Here is a 17184-nt window from a genome sequence, read left to right as displayed (position 1 = left end):
CTTCCCTCAAAATGAACTATCTATATTCCTCTGATTTTTCTTATAATTTCGTTTGCTCTACTTTCTGGAACAACGTCATATTTTTCAAACTGCATGGTGAAGCTTGCCCTGCCCTGTGTGGCTGATCGCAATGATGTCGAATACCCAAACATTTGCGAAAGCGGCGCATGAGCCTTTACGACCTGTATGTTATTATTACTCTCAACACCAACAACCTTGGCTCTCTTGGAGTGGAGGTCGTTCATCATATCTCCAAGGTACTCATCGGGACATGTGATCTCTATGTTCATTATCGGCTCAAGCAAGATAGGTTCTGCATCAGCAGTTACCCTCCGTATAGCCATAGCCGAAGAAATCCCAAAAGCCATCTCTGTTGACTCATCATCAATATAAGATCCGCCAATGAGTGAGACCTTCAAATCGGTGACCGGATACCCTATAAGTGGTCCCGCGTCCAGACTGTCTCGAATTCCCTTTTCGATTGCTCCAAGGAACTGAGCAGGAATCTGAGCGTCTTTCACATGACTCTCGAACACTACCCCTTCGGACCTTCCAAGTGGCTCAACCTTTAAAACAACGTGACCATACTGACCTTTAGCACCGGTCTGTTGATCAAACTTCCCCTCTCCTTCCGCAACAGCAGAAATGGTTTCCTTGTAGGAAACCTGAGGCTTACCAACGTTCGCGTTTACTTTGAATTCGTTAAGCAACCTGTCAACAATGATCTCCAGATGAAGTTCACCCATTCCAGAAATAATTGTCTGCCCAGTGTCCTCGTTTTTGGCAATTCTGAACGAGGGGTCTTCAAGAGCTATCTTATCAAGTGTTTCGCTAAGCTTCTTTTCATCTGCCTTGCTCTTAGCTTCAATAGCAATCCCAATTACAGGTTCTGGAAAATCCATACTTTCCAAGACAATGTAATCACCTGAAGCACAAAGAGTATCACCAGTAGAGGAAAACTTAAGCCCTATTACAGCACCAATATCTCCAGCCTTGAGACTTTCAACCTCTTCTCTTTTGTTGGCATGAAGACGAATCAATTTCCCAATTTTTTCTTTCTTCTTTTTGACAGGATTAAAAACCTTGTCACCAACCTTCAGTCTTCCTGAATACAAACGGATAAAAGCCAGATTCTCAACAAAAGTATCACTCATTATCTTAAAAATGAGTGCTGACAGTTTCTCATCTGCGTCGGCTTTTCGACTGATCTCTTCTCCCTTCTTCCCTTCACCTACCATCGGAGGTACATCCAGTGGTGATGGCAAGTATTGAACAATGGAGTCCAGCAAAGGCTGTATGCCTTTGTTTTTAAAAGCACTTCCACAGAGAACAGGCACAAGGTCCAAATTCAATGTTGCAGTACGCAGGGCACGATAAATTTCAGTCGCAGATACAGGTGTATCATCAAGGAATTTTTCCATGATCCCATCATCGAAGTCGGCCAACTTCTCGATGAGTACCATATATGCGGCCGTGAATCTGTTCCGGTAATCTTCCGGAATATCTTTTTCTATGATTTCCTGTCCAAGTGTCTCTTCATCAAAGGCATACATTTTTCCTTCAATGATATCTACAACACCCTCAAACTCTGACTCTTTTCCGACAGGAATCTGAAGAACAACCGGATTTGCCCCCAGTCGTTTCTCCATCATTGCAACAACCCGATCAAAATCAGCCCCGACCCGATCCATCTTATTGATGAACGCTATTCGAGGTATCCCGTATCTTTCAGCCTGTCGCCAAACCGTTTCGGACTGTGGCTCAACACCACCTACGGCACAAAAAACTGCCACAGCGCCATCGAGCACACGCAGGGATCGTTCCACCTCAACGGTAAAATCGACATGACCAGGCGTATCAATGATATTAATCCTTTTGGATTTCCAGGCACAGCTTGTAGCGGCAGAGGTAATTGTAATCCCCCGCTCCTGTTCCTGTTCCATCCAGTCCATGACGGCAGCACCATCATGAACCTCACCAATCTTATAAGATCGGCCTGTGTAATACAATATCCGTTCAGTTGTTGTAGTTTTCCCAGCGTCAATATGGGCCATTATACCAATATTGCGCACATCGGAAAGACTTTCTTTATCAGCCATCAGCTAACACAACAAAACAGATTAAAATTGTAACGCACTACCTACCAGCGATAGTGAGCAAAAGCTTTGTTAGCCTCGGCCATACGATGAGTATCGTCACGTTTCTTCACCGCAGCGCCTCGATCATTATAGGCATCAAGCAATTCAGCTGCAAGCTTATCAGACATAGACTTTCCTGATCTTGCCTTTGCGAAACCAATGATCCAGCGAATAGCCAGCGCATTACGGCGAACCTGACGAACTTCCATCGGAACCTGATAGGTCGCACCACCAACGCGTCGAGACTTCACCTCAACCTTTGGCCGCACCTTATCCATTGCCTCTTCAAATATGGTAAGAGGATCTTCATCAGGTACTTTAGATTCTACTATATCCATCGCATCATAGAATATTCGCATGGCAATGGATTTTTTTCCCTGCTCCATTATACCGTTGGTGAATTTTGAAACCAAAACGGAATTAAAACGTGGATCAGGACTGACTTTTCTTTTTTCTACTATTTTTCTACGTGGCATTGTTTTCCTCTATCACTATCCAGGTTCAGCTTATTTCGGACGCTTCGCGCCATATTTGGAACGACCCTTGCGTCTGTCAGAGACACCCAGAGTATCGAGAGTACCACGAATAACATGATAACGAACACCAGGAAGATCCTTCACACGGCCCCCACGAATCAGAACAACAGAATGCTCCTGTAGATTATGGCCAATACCAGGAATATAAGAAGTGACCTCAATTCCGTTTGTCAACCGAACCCTTGCCACTTTACGTAGAGCCGAGTTGGGCTTCTTTGGAGTTGTAGTATATACACGCACACACACTCCACGTTTTTGAGGCGCACCTTTTAGTGCCGGAGTAAGGCTCTTTTTTACCTGTTTTTTTCTGCCCTGCCGAATGAGCTGATTAATTGTTGGCATTATCTTTACTGCTCCTGTTCACATATATTGGAATGTCGTTAATTATTCATCACACAAGGCTACTAGTAAGTTTGCCGAGCACGAAAGGGACAATAAATACTCTATCCGTCAAACAGTGTCAAGCAGAAAGAGATTTATTTTTATCAAATACATCCTTCGAAGAGGGGGCCAATCAGGCATTGATCACTCCCCTCTCTTTAATTAAAAGCTTTTACCAAGCCCCGTACCAGCAGAAATCAACCGACCCATGATTACATTTTCCTTAAGGCCAACCAACTCATCTATTTTACCCTGCATTGCGGCATTGGTGAGAACCTTTGTGGTCTCCTGAAAAGATGCAGCAGAAATAAAACTTTCAGTGGACAATGAAGCCTTGGTAACACCTAGAAGAAGTGGTTCTGCCATACCTGGTTGTTTCCCTTCAGCAAAAAGGCGATCACGCTCATCTTCAAAATCCCACCAGACGACCTGTTCACCAATCATAAACTTTGAATCACCAGCATGGGTTATCTGTACCCTTCTAAGCATCTGACGAACAATGACTTCTATATGCTTGTCATTAATCTTTACACCCTGGAGACGATACACCTCCTGTACCTCATTCACTAGAAACTTAGCAAGTTCTTTTACACCAAGAACTTTGAGGATATCGTTTGGTACAATGGTCCCTTCCATCAAAGGTTCACCAGCTTGAACATAATCCCCCTCATGGACGATAATATGCTTAACCTTGGGAACAAGATACTCCTGAGGTTCTCCATATTCTGGAGTAACCACAACGCGAAGTTTCCCTTTGAGTTCTTTACCAAAACTGATGCGACCATCAATCTCAGTGATAATTGCAGGTTCTTTCGGTTTACGCACTTCAAAAAGCTCAGCAACACGAGGAAGACCACCAGTGATATCTTTTGTTTTACTACTTTCACGTGGGATCCTTCCAATAACAGTACCTGCTGTAATATTATCCCCCTCTTCAAGTGAAATAATCGACCCAACCGGCAAAGAGTACCTGGCAAAGGACTCTGAATCTGGTAATTTTATGGTTTTATTACCTTTTTCTCCCTTAATCGAAATACGTGGAGAAAGAGCGAGACCAGATGGAGTTGGGACAATAACTTTACTCGACTTACCAGTAACGCTATCAACCTTCTCCTGCATGGTCGAGCCTTCTATAATATCGCCAAATTTTATAATACCGCCAACCTCTGAAACAATAGGAATGGTATAGGCGTCCCACTCTGCAAGAATAGTTGCAGGCTCAACTTCAGCCCCTTCTTTGACGAGGATCTGAGCACCATAATTGACCTTATGGCGTTCACGTTCACGACCCTGCTCATCAAGTACTGCGATCTCAGCGTTTCGATTCATAACAATTTTAATACCCTCTGAGTTCTCAACGGAGTGAAGGTTATTAAATGCTATTTTACCAGTACGCTGACTCTTAATTTCAGCCTGCTCAACCGAACGACTTGCAGTACCACCAATATGGAAAGTACGCATAGTCAACTGGGTTCCAGGTTCACCAATAGATTGAGCAGCGATAATACCAACAGCCTCACCACGGTTTACCATATGTCCACGACCGAGGTCTCGACCATAGCATTGGGCGCATACGCCACGACGGGCTCGGCAGGTTAAAACAGAGCGAATTCTAACTTTATCTATACCAGCTTTATCGATCTCTTTAACGAGAGACTCCGTGATTTCCTTACCTGCCTCAACGATGATTTTCTCTTCGTCAAATGGATCGACGACATCTTCCTGAGCTACACGTCCCAAGATTCGATCACCAAGAGGGACGATGATCTCACCACCATCAAGAAGTGGTTCTGCAACAATCCCATCAAGTGTTTCACAATCAGCCATAACAATGGTTGAATCTTGGGCAACATCAACCAAACGACGGGTAAGATACCCAGAGTTGGCTGTCTTAAGTGCAGTATCAGCAAGTCCCTTACGAGCTCCATGTGTTGAAATAAAGTATTCAAGTACACCAAGTCCTTCACGAAAACATGCCTTAATGGGTGTCTCTATAATTGCTCCAGATGGTTTAGCCATCAAACCACGCATTCCGGCCAGCTGACGAATCTGATCACGCGAGCCCCTGGCACCGGAATCTGCCATGAGATAGATGGAGTTAAAACTCGGAGCAACGACATCGTTATTATCTTTATCTTTAAATGTATCTACCTTGATTCCATCCATCATTTCATTGGCAACATCCTCCGTCACCTTGGACCAGATATCAACAACCTTATTATACTTCTCACCGGATGTGATAAGACCATCAGAATATTGCTGACTTACATCAATAACTCCTTTTTCAGCTTTTTCGACAAGGGTTTTTTTGCTCTCTGGAATTTGCATATCAGCGATACAGATGGAAATTCCGGCACGCGTAGCATACTCATAACCAATATCTTTCAGACGATCGGCTAGAATTACAGTATCCTTGGTTCCTGCGTGTCTATAAGTGAAATCAATGAGCCGAGCCAAGGCCTTTTTACTCATCACCTTATTTACTTCACTGAATGGAACTGCATCCGGAAGAAGATACCCGAGGAGAATTCTTCCCATAGTCGTTTCAACCAAAACCCCATCGAGTCGTACCTTAATTATTGCTTGAAGATGTACAGCGTCATAATCGTAGGCAATTTTGGCTTCAGCAGGACTTGAAAAAATCTTTCCTTCACCCTTGGCGTTAATACGCTCACGAGTCATGTAATAAAGCCCAAGTACAATATCCTGTGATGGGATAATGATAGGCTCACCATTAGCGGGTGAGAGGATGTTATTAGTGGACATCATCAGAACCCGGGCCTCAACCTGAGCTTCAACGGAAAGTGGCACATGAACTGCCATCTGGTCACCATCGAAATCTGCATTAAATGCTGCACACACAAGGGGATGGAGCTGAATAGCCTTCCCCTCAATCAGCACTGCCTCAAAAGCCTGCATTCCCAGTCTATGAAGTGTTGGAGCGCGATTTAAGATGACTGAGCGTTCTGTCACCACCTCATCGAGAACATCCCATACCTCTTTAGCACCCTTTTCTACCATCTTGCGGGCACTCTTAATGGTGGTAACAAGCCCCTGATTTTCAAGTTTGTTGTAGATAAAAGGTTTAAAAAGCTCAAGTGCCATCTTCTTTGGAATACCACACTGATGAAGACGAAGATGTGGTCCCACAACAATAACTGAACGACCGGAATAGTCGACACGCTTACCGAGAAGATTCTGACGAAAACGTCCCTGCTTTCCTTTTAGCATATCAGAAAGAGATTTCAGGGGGCGCTTATTGGCACCGGTTATGACACGACCACGACGTCCATTATCAAACAGGACATCCACAGCTTCCTGAAGCATTCTTTTTTCATTACGAATAATAATATCAGGAGCATCGAGTTCAAGGAGACGTTTCAAACGATTGTTACGGTTGATAACACGACGATACAAATCATTAAGATCAGATGTTGCGAAACGACCTCCCTCAAGGGGAACCAGCGGACGAAGATCAGGAGGAAGCACCGGAATAACCTTTAGCACCATCCACTCAGGCCGATTTCCGGAATCACGAAAAGCTTCTATAACATAGAGACGTTTTCCATATTTAAGACGTTTCGTCTTGGAATTGGTGGTTGCCATCTCCTCACGAAGTGTCTTGGAAAGTTCAACTAAATCCTGTGCTGCAAGTAACTCATGGATAGCCTCAGCACCGATACCTACCTCGAACTGCCCAGGATGCTCTTCACGCATCTGTCGATACTGTTCTTCTGTGAGTAGTGTGCCAGTTGGTACCGCATCGGTATCAGAATGAATTACGGCATACTGCTCAAAGTAGAGTACTTTTTCCAACTGTTTCAGAGTGAGATCCAGGACTGCACCAATTTTTGACGGCAGACTTTTCAAAAACCAGATGTGGGCGACGGGAGCGGCCAGTTTGATATGACCAAGACGTTCTCGGCGAACCTTTGACTGGATGACCTCAACTCCACATTTTTCGCAAACAACACCACGGTGCTTCATCCGCTTATATTTACCGCAGTTACACTCGAAATCCTTTACTGGGCCAAATATTTTAGCGCAGAAAAGGCCGTCTCTTTCCGGCTTGAATGTTCGGTAATTAATAGTTTCAGGTTTCTTTACCTCACCATGTGACCAGTCCATGATCTTTTCAGGTGAAGCGATAGATATCTGAACTTTATTAAACGATACTGGACCTTTCGGTTTTTGAAAAAAATTAAATAGCTCTTCCACGAAAGTACATCCCCCTCATTGTAGGGTTAAAAAACGAGAAAATAGAGAAACCACAATTTGCCGCGACACCTGGTGACACAACGTACAACACACAACAGATTTCCTATTATTCAAGAAGTTCCATATCTAAACAGAGTCCCTGAAGTTCTTTCACAAGCACATGGAAAGATTCAGGAAGGCCTGTTGTAAGGAAATTGTTACCCTTGACAATACGTTCGTACATGGTTGTACGTCCTTCAACATCATCAGACTTGGCCGTTAAAAATTCTTTCAAGGTATAGGCGGCACCGTATGCCTCCATTGCCCATACCTCCATCTCACCAAGTCGCTGCCCACCAAACTGTGCCTTACCACCCAAAGGTTGCTGGGTAACAAGAGAGTAAGGTCCGGTGGAACGAGCATGAATTTTATTGTCAACAAGATGATGCAGTTTCAGCATATACATGACACCAACTGTCACCAGATTGTCAAATGGATCACCGGTAAGCCCATCGTACAGTTGACTCTGTCCAACTTCATCCACACCTGCTTCAACAAGCAGTTTTCGAATCTGTTCTTCAGGAGCACCATCAAAGACCGGAGTAGCAACGTGGATACCACGATAATGTTTACGACACCAGTCAAAGAGCTCAGCATCGGTCATACCATCAGTGATTGCCTTATATTCTTCTTTAGAATAAACGGCCTTCATCTTGGTTTTGATAGCGTCGAGTTCTTCAGCTTGAGCGAGATCGGAAAGCTGTTTACCGATCCTTTTAGCAGCAAAACCTAAATGAACTTCCAGTACCTGCCCAACATTCATACGAGACGGCACACCCAGTGGATTCAAAACGATATCAACGGTGGTTCCATCTGCAAAGAAAGGCATATCTTCTTCTGGAAGAAGTCTTGATACGACACCTTTATTTCCATGACGTCCGGCCATTTTATCACCAACTGAAAGCTTCCGTTTGGTGGCGACATAGACCTTAACCATCTTGACAACACCAGGAGGCAGATCATCTCCCTTTTTCATACGTCCAATGATACCGTCATAGCGTTCAGCGATTAATGATTTTTGTTTATTATATCGCTCGTAAGCCGCCTCAATTTCAGCCTCAAATTTTGACTTTTCAGAAAAATCAATTTTTGCAAGCTGGGCAAACCCGATCTGCGTCGCCAGTGCAGCTTCCATTTTCTTTCCAAGTTTAATTATTACGGTACCATCTTTAGCACAGACATCCTGTTTAACGGTTCGTCCATCCATGATTTCGCCAAGCTCACGGCATACACCTTTTTTCAAACTGGCAAGTTCATCAAGTTTATCTTTATTGAGGCGTTCTATCTCTAGATCTTCGATCATAAGGGATCGCTCATCTTTATCAACGCCTTTTCTCGAAAATACTTTTGCATCAATTACGACGCCCTCAACTCCAGGTGGTACACGGAGAGATGAATCTTTCACATCCTGAGCCTTTTCACCAAATATGGCCCGCAAAAGCTTTTCCTCAGGAGAGAGCATCGATTCACCCTTCGGGGTAACCTTTCCAACCAGAGTATCTCCTGCCCTGACATCAGCACCAATGCGGACAATGCCGGAATCGTCAAGATTACGAAGTGTTTCCTCACTAACGTTGGGAATATCACGGGTGATCTCTTCTTTACCCAACTTGGTATCCCGTGCCATTGTCTCGAAAACTTCGATGTGCACAGAAGTAAAGGTGTCTTCTTTCAGGAGCCGTTCATTGACAAGTATGGAATCCTCAAAATTAAATCCACGCCATGGCATAAAGGCAATGGTTACATTTTTTCCAAGTGCAAGCTCACCCTGTTCACATGATGGTCCATCGGCGAGAACTGTTCCTTTTTTAACTCGACGCCCTGGAAGCACCAACGGATTCTGAGTAAAACAAGTATTTTGATTCGATTTTTTGTATTTAGAAAGACGATAGACACCTACTCCGGTATCAAAACCGTCAATTCCATGCTTATCGTAACGGATAACAATTCGATTAGAGTCAATTTCTTCAACCACACCCTCAGCACCCGCAAGCAGACAAGCCCCGGAATCTCTGGCAACATAACGTTCCATGCCAGTTCCAACAAGAGGTGCAGCAGTTACCATAAGCGGTACTGCCTGGCGTTGCATGTTCGACCCCATAAGTGCACGGTTAGCATCATCATTCTCAAGAAATGGAATGAGTGATGCGGCAACACTGACTAACTGATTGGGTGCAATATCCATATAGGTAACAAAGTCAGCGTTGACTGTAATAACTTCACCTTCTTCACGAACAATCAACCGTTCCTCGATAATTTTATTGTTTTTATCGAGTTGTATCGCTGCAGGAGCGATTAGCTGTTTCTGTTCCTGCAACGCACTTAAATATTTAATATCATCAAGTACTATACAGTTTTCAACTTTTCTGTATGGAGTCTCAATAAATCCATATGGATTCACCCGAGCGTAGGTAGCAAGTGAAACAATCAGACCGATGTTTGGTCCCTCCGGTGTTTCAACAGGGCAAATACGACCATAATGGGTTGGATGAACGTCACGCACTTCAAATCCTGCACGTTCACGTGACAGACCTCCGGGTCCTAATGCAGATAAACGTCGCTTATGGGTCACCTCGGATAAGGGGTTCGTCTGGTCCATAAACTGTGACAACTGTGATGTACCAAAAAATTCCTTAATTGCTGCAGAAATAGGCTTAGGATTGACGAGATCATGGGGCATCATGGTCTCTATTTCCTGTAGAGTCATACGTTCCTTGATGGCACGTTCCATTCGGATAAGGCCCATTCGATATTGGTTCTCTACAAGTTCACCAACCGTTCGGACCCTACGATTTCCAAGATGATCAATGTCATCAACATCGCCCTGACTGTCTTTCAGTCGGACAAGGAAGAGAACAGATTCAATGATGTCTTCCTTGGTAAGTGCTCGATGATCAATATCCGTATCAAGACCAAGGCGGGCATTTATTTTATACCGTCCGACTTCAGATAGATCATAAAGATCTTTGTTGAAAAAAAGATTGTTGAAAAAAGTCTGAGCAACTTCAATTGTTGGAGGACTTGAAGGACGAAGTCTTCTGTATATCTCGAGTATAGCTTCGTCACTATTTTCAACTTTGTCGAGTGCAAGAGTCTTCCTGAAAGCATATGAATAGGTAATTCCGTCTATATAAAGAATTTCAAACTCATCGATTCCTGCTTCAGCAAATAGTTCAAGCGTAGATTCAGTAATTTCCGAATTACAGGCAGCAAGAAGTTCACCGGTTTCAGGTTTCACAAAGTCGGTAACGAGAAATTTTCCGATGAGATTTTCTTCAGAAATTCGTAAAAATTCGACATTGGCTTTAACCAGGCGTTTGCATAATGCTTTACCGAGTTTTTTGCCTTCTTTTCCTAAAATGTCGCCAGTTTGGGGATCTACAAGGTCAAACTCGAGCCTTTGCCCCTGGACGGTTTCAGGGTTGAATTCGATATAGTATGAGTCTTTTTCCCTTTTTACCTTTAAGGTCGGATAAAACTTACGAAGTAGCTTTTCGGAACTGTACTGTGGTTCCTCTCCAACTTCATTCTCATAATCCAACGCCTTTAAAAGAGTTGTTACAGGAAATTTACGACGCCGGTCAATACGCACATGGAGAATATCTTTGATGTCATATTCCAGATCAATCCAGGAACCACGTACTGGAATAATGCGAGCAGAATACAGTAACTTACCACTGGAGTGTTTTTTTCCATTGTCATGGGTAAAAAAGAGTCCTGGTGATCTCTGTAACTGTGACACTATGGCACGTTCAGTACCGTTGATCACAAAAACACCATCACCTGTCATAAGTGGCAGGGCACCAAGAAAAACCTGCTGCTCTTTGATATCCCGAATGGTCTGCACTTCCGTTTCTTCATCAACGTCAAAAGTAATCAAGCGTACTGTGATTTTCACAGGGATATCATAAGTCATACCTCGTTGCTGACATTCGTTAATTGTATACTTTGGTTCACCAAACGAATAATTCACAAATTCAAGAGAACAATGTCCGTTAAAATCATTGATAGGAAAGACATTTTTAAAAATAGCCTGCAAACCAGAATCCTCTCGTTCGTTTGGCTCCACATCAATCTGTAAAAATTTTTCATATGAAATCCGCTGCATGGAGATGAGATGCGGAGGTTCCATGATTGATGGAGATTTGGCAAAGTTTTTTCTTACTCTTTCCATAATTTACCTCGAGATGCCTTTAACAGAAAATTGATACCCAAAACAGACATGTGGTCATGAATATTGGATCAAACGACTTTACAGGTTCACCTGTTAAGTCAGGAAATTTAAAAGGTATGATACTGCGGGTACGGAGGGATTAACCAGATACTAGAATGATAAACAGTACAGATGTTTGTTCGAACAAAACAGTCTTTTTTAGCGTTTATTTTCATAGCAATACACGTGTATGTAGAATCTGGTTCTAGTAATAAGCCCTTGACCAGAATATTATCAGCTTGATATTACGACGTTTTAAACCCATCACTATACTGCTTCATAAAAACTACGATACGCTACACGGCCTGAGCCCGTAGCGTATCGTATACAACAAGATAAGTCGATAAAGTAACCGACAACCATATGAAGCGTGTATTACTTAACTTCTATGGTAGCACCAACTCCTTCAAGTTGTGCTTTAATGTCTGCTGCCTCTTCTTTGGTAACACCTTCTTTTACAGGAGCAGGAGCACCTTCAACAAGCTCCTTGGCTTCTTTCAGACCAAGAGAGGTAATAGCACGCACTTCTTTGATGACCTTAATTTTTGCATCACCAACGGAGGCAAGGATTACATCAAATTCAGTCTGTTCTGCAGCAGCTTCACCGGCTTCTGCGGCAGGGCCAGCGGCAGCTACTGCAGCAGGAGCGGCTGCAGAAACGCCAAATTTTTCTTCGAGATCCTTTATGAGCACGGAAAGCTCAAGAACGGACATATTAGATAAAAAATCAATTACATCTTCTTTTGTTACAGCCATTATTAAATACCTCTAATTTTAATCTTTTTAAGTAATGATTTACGTTACCGGTAACCATTCTCTGATATCAACAGGATTATGCCTGTTCTTTCTGTTCTTTAATTGCCTGCAGACCGTACAGAAATGTTCGTGGAACTGCTGAAAGTACCTGAACAAGTCCAGTTGGAACGCCATTAAGAACTGAAAGAAACTGTCCAAGCATTGCTTCCTTGGAAGGAAGTTTGGACAGAGCGACCATATCATCTGCAGAAATTTTCTCTCCATCAAGAGCAGCGGCACGAATTTGCATTTTACTATGATCTTTTACAAATTTAACTATTGCCTTTGCTGGTGCAACCGGATCATCATAGCCCATAACTATGGCTGTGGTTCCTGTGAAATCCTCGCTGAGAACGTCACAGGCTGTATCCGCTGCTGCCCTTTTCAGAAGAGTATTCTTTGCAATTCGAATCTCTGAATCGCAGCCACGCAATTGAATGCGAAGCTCCTGTAACTCAGAAACCGTTAAACCACAATAATCGGTAACCACAGTAAACTTGGCACGGCTGAATGAATCATTCAACGCGGAGACTATTGCTGTTTTATCGTCACGGTTCAAAGTACTCCTCCTTAATCGGTTAAGATTACTCTTTTACTTTATTCGGAAATAAGAATAAAATGTTTTAGAGTCTACGCTTGGAGACAAAAGTCATCAAGAGTAGTGCCTCTACGAAATTGTCATCGGAAATACAAACGAAAACAATTCTAAGGCCCTAAACAGCGGATACGATATATAAATGTCTAACTAAAATATATCTATCAATGCCTCGGCAGGACACATACTGTGATTAAACCTCGCGGAACCTGCTGTCTTCGACCTATTTGTACTACAATTACTTCTGATACCGGTAAATAAAAAACATTCCGGTATTTATTTCCCGCCACATTGGGAGGGGGTGAGTACTTTTTTAGACTTCTTAAAAAAAAATCCTCAAAATACCCTTATATAAAATCGCAATCCTACTTTACTGCAGCAGTTAAAGCGATGGTATCAAGTTTAATACCTGGTCCCATAGTTGAACTTAGGGTTACAGAGCGTAAATAAACTCCTTTTGCTGAAGATGGTTTTAATTGAATAACTTTTTCTACAAAAGTTTTCAGATTATCACACAGTTTTTCCTCACCAAAAGAACATTTTCCAATACCAGCATGAACAATACCAGTTTTATCAACGCGGAAATCAACCTTACCACTTTTAATATCCTGAATAACTTTGGCAAGATCAAAAGTGACGGTTCCAAGTTTTGCATTTGGCATAAGATTTCTAGGTCCAAGAACTCGTCCAATCTTACCTACTGTTCCCATCATATCTGGAGTAGCAACAGTTTTATCAAACTCAAGCCAACCTTCCTTGATCTTTTCAACCAGATCGTCACCACCAACAAAATCAGCGCCGGCTTCTCTTGCCTCAGTTTCCTTGTCACCTTTGGCGAATACCAGAACTCTGGTTTCTTTTCCTGTTCCGTGGGGAAGAACAACCGATGAACGTACCATCTGATCTGCATGACGAGGATCAACACCAAGCTTCATTGCAATATCTACAGTTTCATCAAACTTAGCGAAGGTACTAGAAAGAACATTCTTTACCGCATCTTCAAGAGTATAATGAGTTGAAGAATCAAGATTTTCTACTTTATTTCTATAATTTTTTCCGTGTTTCGGCATAGCAGCCTCCTACCCTCTAAGATCGTTTTCTTCCAAAGTTCGACCACAGCAGTACGTTAAGATTTATTACAAAAAAAAAAGAGACAGACACATTTTTCAAGTGTCCCTCTTTTTGATCACCTACGATTATTTAAGGACAGTAATTCCCATACTTCTTGCTGTGCCAGCGACAATTTTAGTGGCAGCTTCAAGATCATAACAATTCAGATCCGGCATTTTTATTTCAGAAATCTCAGTTATTTTATCCATGCCTATTTCAGTGACACGTTCGCTCTTAGGATTTGACGAACCCTTTGTTATTCCAGCAGCTTTCATAAGGAGAAAAGATGCTGGTGGTGTCTTGGTAATATAAGTAAATGATCTATCACCAAAAACAGTAATAACTACGGGTACAATCGTATCACCCATCGCCTGTGTTTTGGCATTGAAGGCTTTACAAAATTCCATAATATTCACACCATGCTGACCAAGTGCTGGGCCTACTGGTGGTGATGGATTGGCTTTTCCGGCCGGAATCTGTAATTTTATGTATGCCGAAATTTTCTTGGCCATTTCTAACTCCTACTCTACAAAAGAGTCTGTTTGTTTAATGAAATACTGAGCACAACATTTATTATTAATGCTCTGGAACTTATATTCAGGTATTTGAAACCTGAATATACTCAAGCTCAACAGGAGTATCCCTGCCAAAGATGGAGACCATCACTTTAACACGGCCTTTTTCAGGAAAAACTTCCTCAACAACACCCTGGAAGTTCGCAAAAGGACCGTCAGTAACGCGAACGGCTTCTCCAATCTCAAAAATAACCTTTGGCCGAGGTGCTTCTGCACCATCCTGAATTCGACCAATAATTTTCTGAGCATCTGCTTCTGGAAGTGGCGTCGGATTTTCATCATCACCAACAAAGCCAACAACACGAGGCATATTATCATGAAGTACATGCCAGGTGGAATCATTGAGATCCATAGCCACTAGCATATATCCGGGAAAAAACTTCCTTTCAGAGGTTTTTCTTTTTCCCTTTATCATTTCGACAACCTGCTCGGTTGGAACGAGGATCTCACCGAAAAACTCTTCGAGACCTTCTTTCCTGATTCTATCCTCAAGTGTCAGTTTAACCTTATCTTCAAAGCCCGAATGGACCTGCAATATGTACCAGTTTATTGCCATGAGCTTATTATGAGTAAAAGTGTAATGCCTAAACGTATTACGCAAGGCGAGGATAAATGATAACCAAATCGAATAAATTCCGAATCATCGAAGAACAGAATCGATCAATTTTCCAAGCAGCATATCAACAGAGCCCAAGTATGCAGACGCGAGAATTGAGAACACAATAACAACACCGGTCAAACCCATTGTTGTTTTTTTGTCAGGCCAGACAATTTTAGTAAACTCAACTTTAACTTCATCTATAAAAGTTCGAATTTGTGCAGGAGAAAAATAAGCTTTTTTATCTTTATCCAGATCCTGCTTTTTAATTGCCTTTGTCTTTTTAGCCATTTCCAATAACCACTTCCTGTTAATACGGTTAATTCTGTCGAAAACACACACCTACATATGGCAGGCCAGGAGGGACTCGAACCCCCAGCATCCGGATTTGGAGTCCGGCGCTCTACCAATTAGAGCTACTGGCCTGTATTAAAAAAGACTATTTCGTCTCTTTGTGCGGTATATGTGACCTGCAAAATGGACAATATTTTTTAAACTCCAATTTTCCTGGAGTGTTTCTTTTATTTTTAGTCGTCGTATAATTACGACGCTTGCATGTACCACAGGCAAGGGTGACGATATCTCTCATGGTAAATCCTTATAAAAACCAAACCACCAGGAGAAGATACTCCAAGGTGGTTTGAAAATTTTAATTATTCGATTATTTCGCTTACAACACCAGCACCGACGGTTCTACCACCCTCACGGATAGCAAAACGAAGACCGACATCCATTGCAATCGGGGTGATAAGCTCGCCTACAACATGAACGTTGTCACCAGGCATTACCATCTCAACTCCCTCGGGGAGGGTTATAACACCTGTTACGTCAGTTGTTCTGAAATAAAACTGAGGACGATATCCGTTAAAGAATGGGGTATGACGTCCGCCCTCATCTTTTCCAAGAATGTAACACTCCGCCTTGAAACTGGTGTGCGGCTTAATGCTACCTGGCTTCGCGAGAACTTGTCCACGCTCAATGTCTTCACGTTTCACGCCACGAAGAAGAGCTCCAATATTATCACCAGCCTGACCTTCATCAAGCAGTTTTCGGAACATCTCAACACCGGTACAGGTGGTCTTCACGGTATCTTTAATTCCTACTATCTCTATCTCATCACCAACATGGACGATCCCACGCTCTATTCGACCGGTGGCAACTGTACCACGACCAGAAATCGAAAAAACATCCTCGACAGGCATAAGGAAAGGCTGATCAACATCACGCTTAGGCTCAGGAATATATGTATCGATGGCTTCCATCAATTCATTGATGCATTTAGCGGCTTCAGGATCCGTTGGATTTTCAAGAGCCTTCAGAGCTGAGCCATGAATGATTGGAATATCATCGCCTGGAAATTCATATTTGTCCAGGAGTTCACGAAGCTCCATCTCAACGAGTTCGATAAGCTCTTCATCGTCTACCATGTCGCATTTGTTGAGGAAAACAACAATTGCAGGAACACCTACCTGACGCGCAAGAAGGATATGCTCACGAGTCTGAGGCATGGCACCATCATCTGCACCAACCACCAGAATAGCACCGTCCATCTGTGCGGCACCTGTGATCATGTTTTTAATATAGTCAGCATGACCAGGACAATCCACATGAGCGTAATGACGATTCTCAGTCTCATACTCAACGTGAGCTGTTGCGATGGTAATTCCGCGCTCTTTTTCCTCTGGAGCCTTATCAATATTACTGAAGTCAGTAAACTGGGCGAATCCCTTGGTTGCCTGTACAGCTGTTATTGCAGCAGTCAGAGTGGTTTTACCATGATCAATATGACCAACGGTACCTACATTGACATGCGGTTTAGTCCTTTCAAATTTCACTTTTGACATAGTCGTAGTCTCCTCTGGCCGTCAATTTATAATTAAAAAAACGATGGATGATGGAGCCCATAAACGGAGTTGAACCGTTGACCTCATCCTTACCAAGGATGCGCTCTACCAACTGAGCTATATGGGCATTTAAAATAAAAAA

Annotated in this window: 13 protein-coding genes and 2 tRNA genes; all 15 read right to left on the bottom strand. The window is 42.7% G+C overall.

Annotated elements, in window-relative coordinates; translation table 11 throughout:
* Window positions 1-20: 20 nt before the first annotated feature.
* The gene (gene fusA / locus UWK_RS10165) at window positions 21-2099 is read right to left on the bottom strand and encodes an elongation factor G (RefSeq protein WP_015404279.1); all 2079 of its coding nucleotides are present in this window, start codon (window positions 2097-2099) and stop codon (window positions 21-23) included.
* A 41-nt stretch (window positions 2100-2140) separates the two neighbouring features.
* Window positions 2141-2614, bottom strand: a complete 474-nt coding sequence (gene rpsG / locus UWK_RS10160) for a 30S ribosomal protein S7 (protein ID WP_015404278.1) — start codon at window positions 2612-2614, stop codon at window positions 2141-2143.
* A gap of 30 nt (window positions 2615-2644) precedes the next feature.
* Window positions 2645-3016: a 30S ribosomal protein S12 gene (gene rpsL / locus UWK_RS10155; protein WP_015404277.1), complete on the bottom strand. Its 372-nt coding sequence runs from the start codon at window positions 3014-3016 to the stop codon at window positions 2645-2647.
* 201 nt (window positions 3017-3217) lie between these two features.
* The gene (gene rpoC / locus UWK_RS10150; RefSeq protein ID WP_015404276.1) at window positions 3218-7273 is read right to left on the bottom strand and encodes a DNA-directed RNA polymerase subunit beta'; all 4056 of its coding nucleotides are present in this window, start codon (window positions 7271-7273) and stop codon (window positions 3218-3220) included.
* Between the two features lie 106 nt (window positions 7274-7379).
* Window positions 7380-11486: a DNA-directed RNA polymerase subunit beta gene (rpoB, locus tag UWK_RS10145; RefSeq protein WP_015404275.1), complete on the bottom strand. Its 4107-nt coding sequence runs from the start codon at window positions 11484-11486 to the stop codon at window positions 7380-7382.
* Between the two features lie 414 nt (window positions 11487-11900).
* Entirely contained in the window at window positions 11901-12281 is a 381-nt protein-coding gene (rplL, locus tag UWK_RS10140; protein ID WP_015404274.1) for a 50S ribosomal protein L7/L12, read from the bottom strand.
* A 76-nt stretch (window positions 12282-12357) separates the two neighbouring features.
* Window positions 12358-12879, bottom strand: coding sequence for a 50S ribosomal protein L10 (gene rplJ, locus UWK_RS10135; protein WP_015404273.1), 522 nt, complete (start codon window positions 12877-12879; stop codon window positions 12358-12360).
* 401 nt (window positions 12880-13280) lie between these two features.
* The gene (gene rplA, locus UWK_RS10130; protein WP_015404272.1) at window positions 13281-13985 is read right to left on the bottom strand and encodes a 50S ribosomal protein L1; all 705 of its coding nucleotides are present in this window, start codon (window positions 13983-13985) and stop codon (window positions 13281-13283) included.
* A 126-nt stretch (window positions 13986-14111) separates the two neighbouring features.
* The gene (gene rplK / locus UWK_RS10125; protein ID WP_015404271.1) at window positions 14112-14537 is read right to left on the bottom strand and encodes a 50S ribosomal protein L11; all 426 of its coding nucleotides are present in this window, start codon (window positions 14535-14537) and stop codon (window positions 14112-14114) included.
* Window positions 14538-14622: 85 nt separating this feature from the next.
* Window positions 14623-15156, bottom strand: a complete 534-nt coding sequence (gene nusG / locus UWK_RS10120; protein WP_015404270.1) for a transcription termination/antitermination protein NusG — start codon at window positions 15154-15156, stop codon at window positions 14623-14625.
* 84 nt (window positions 15157-15240) lie between these two features.
* Window positions 15241-15489, bottom strand: a complete 249-nt coding sequence (secE, locus tag UWK_RS10115) for a preprotein translocase subunit SecE (protein ID WP_015404269.1) — start codon at window positions 15487-15489, stop codon at window positions 15241-15243.
* 58 nt (window positions 15490-15547) lie between these two features.
* A tRNA-Trp gene (locus UWK_RS10110) sits at window positions 15548-15624 on the bottom strand.
* A gap of 13 nt (window positions 15625-15637) precedes the next feature.
* Complete coding sequence (gene rpmG, locus UWK_RS19015) at window positions 15638-15787, bottom strand: 50S ribosomal protein L33 (protein WP_083907278.1); 150 nt, start codon at window positions 15785-15787, stop codon at window positions 15638-15640.
* Between the two features lie 64 nt (window positions 15788-15851).
* Window positions 15852-17042: an elongation factor Tu gene (gene tuf / locus UWK_RS10105; RefSeq protein ID WP_015404268.1), complete on the bottom strand. Its 1191-nt coding sequence runs from the start codon at window positions 17040-17042 to the stop codon at window positions 15852-15854.
* 51 nt (window positions 17043-17093) lie between these two features.
* Window positions 17094-17169, bottom strand: a tRNA-Thr gene (locus UWK_RS10100).
* Window positions 17170-17184: the final 15 nt, after the last annotated feature.

It is taken from the genome of Desulfocapsa sulfexigens DSM 10523, from assembly GCF_000341395.1.
GTDB lineage: Bacteria > Desulfobacterota > Desulfobulbia > Desulfobulbales > Desulfocapsaceae > Desulfocapsa > Desulfocapsa sulfexigens.
Note: the sequence above shows the minus strand (reverse complement) of the source record. Positions and strands in the feature narration are given on the sequence as shown.

Coding starts and splice junctions, on each gene's coding strand:
- rpsL (WP_015404277.1), bottom strand. CDS start 3,016: ATGCCAACAATTAATCAGCTCATTCGGCAGGGCAGAAAAAAACAGGTA.
- fusA (WP_015404279.1), bottom strand. CDS start 2,099: ATGGCTGATAAAGAAAGTCTTTCCGATGTGCGCAATATTGGTATAATG.
- rplK (WP_015404271.1), bottom strand. CDS start 14,537: ATGGCCAAGAAAATTTCGGCATACATAAAATTACAGATTCCGGCCGGA.
- rpsG (WP_015404278.1), bottom strand. CDS start 2,614: ATGCCACGTAGAAAAATAGTAGAAAAAAGAAAAGTCAGTCCTGATCCA.
- rpoB (WP_015404275.1), bottom strand. CDS start 11,486: ATGGAAAGAGTAAGAAAAAACTTTGCCAAATCTCCATCAATCATGGAA.
- secE (WP_015404269.1), bottom strand. CDS start 15,489: ATGGCTAAAAAGACAAAGGCAATTAAAAAGCAGGATCTGGATAAAGAT.
- tuf (WP_015404268.1), bottom strand. CDS start 17,042: ATGTCAAAAGTGAAATTTGAAAGGACTAAACCGCATGTCAATGTAGGT.
- rplL (WP_015404274.1), bottom strand. CDS start 12,281: ATGGCTGTAACAAAAGAAGATGTAATTGATTTTTTATCTAATATGTCC.
- rplA (WP_015404272.1), bottom strand. CDS start 13,985: ATGCCGAAACACGGAAAAAATTATAGAAATAAAGTAGAAAATCTTGAT.
- nusG (WP_015404270.1), bottom strand. CDS start 15,156: ATGGCAATAAACTGGTACATATTGCAGGTCCATTCGGGCTTTGAAGAT.
- rpmG (WP_083907278.1), bottom strand. CDS start 15,787: ATGAGAGATATCGTCACCCTTGCCTGTGGTACATGCAAGCGTCGTAAT.